The organism is Vibrio sp. S9_S30 (genome assembly GCF_014694455.1).
GTDB lineage: Bacteria > Pseudomonadota > Gammaproteobacteria > Enterobacterales > Vibrionaceae > Vibrio.
This window is the reverse complement of the sequence record NZ_JAAUWT010000088.1, coordinates 1-1,333: the sequence shown is the minus strand read 5'-3', so window position 1 is coordinate 1,333 and position 1,333 is coordinate 1. Positions and strand designations below refer to the sequence as shown.

General features: G+C 40.2%; 1 protein-coding gene. It reads right to left on the bottom strand.

Going from position 1 to position 1,333, the window contains the following annotated elements; translation table 11 throughout:
- Positions 1-572: 572 nt before the first annotated feature.
- Entirely contained in the window at positions 573-1,109 is a 537-nt protein-coding gene (locus HC752_RS24145) for a hypothetical protein (protein WP_190337722.1), read from the bottom strand.
- Positions 1,110-1,333 lie beyond the last annotated feature (224 nt).

The window sequence follows — 1,333 nt, the reverse complement described above, 5'->3', positions numbered from 1 at the left end:
CTCGATTTCCCAGCAAATACAGACGCCTAAGACACCGAGCCATTTCACAAAATGCCGGCAGCTATACAATGAACCCACAACAAGTTGAACAAAGACGAGCATCAAACTTTGAATTTTTCGATGCCCTCTAAAATCACGGCGCAGCAAATGGCTGCTAGATAAGGTAACTTGGCAAAAGTACCTAAGCAGCCAATTTGCCTTTCGATGAAACCAAAGTGGCATTTTTGAACCTTACCCTATAATTTTGCTGGATTTTCCTAGATGCTTCATAACGCCCTGATAAGGGGTGAGCAGCGCAATACTGAAGCCGCCGCAAACCACCTTAATACTAAATTCAACGCATAGTAAAAATGCCACGCGTTGCGAATCCCTCTTGAGCAGTTTGTTAAGGCACTGAACTCAAATCATCCTGTTAATTGTAACAAGTACGAGTATCAGGAAAATCAAAACCAGATGCTGCGGGCTTGCAGATAGCATTATTTCAATAGTACTTAGCATACACTCTCCTCTCTAATTGGCTGAGAAGAGGTTATCCAACTGCAGTAGAAAAATAACGGACAAAAAGGCACATTTTACCTATTTTTGTAACGTCTAAACGATCTTTGTACTGAATCTAAGTTTTCTACTTCAGTTAATTCGATTAATTCAGATACAAACTTGTATTTATCATAGCGTGTCTCTGAAGGATACTTATAGTTCAAAAAACACCAAAGGCTTTCAAGCGCACGAAACGTAGAGTAGTACTTTTTATTTGCCTTACAGTGAACCAAAATCTTTGCCGCATCGTGGAAAAGCACTTCATTTCCATCAAAGTCAGATGGGGCGAGACGAAGACCATTCTCGTGGAAATTTATCGTCATGTTGCAAAGGCTGTGCTTGCACTTTTCACTCAATTTATCAAAGCGTTTCTTCATAAAATGATATGAATCGTTCTCATACAGATCGAGTAAACGATTCAGATTCTGTTTATCCCTTTTGGAGCTGCCACTATCGCAATAACCCTCGCAAACCTTTATAAATTCATTAAGTTCATTCTCTATAGCTGAAATAAACTGTACATTATCTTCCGGAATTTGTAGTCGATTTAATGACTCAACTTTCAGTTTCATAGATACCTAGCCAAGAGCGTGTGCCTTAACGCCAGCTTAAACCGCAGACAACGCACAAACCAAGCCGCTGCATTACGCCTTAAACACTAAATTCACTGCAAACCAAAAATGCCACGCGTTGTTTGTCGGTTTGAAGCTTTTGTTAGAGCGATACAAGCAAACAGACTCGCTTGGCAATGAAGCACTGAGCTTGCATTCAATGAATGACATCTTAGCCAAAGTGA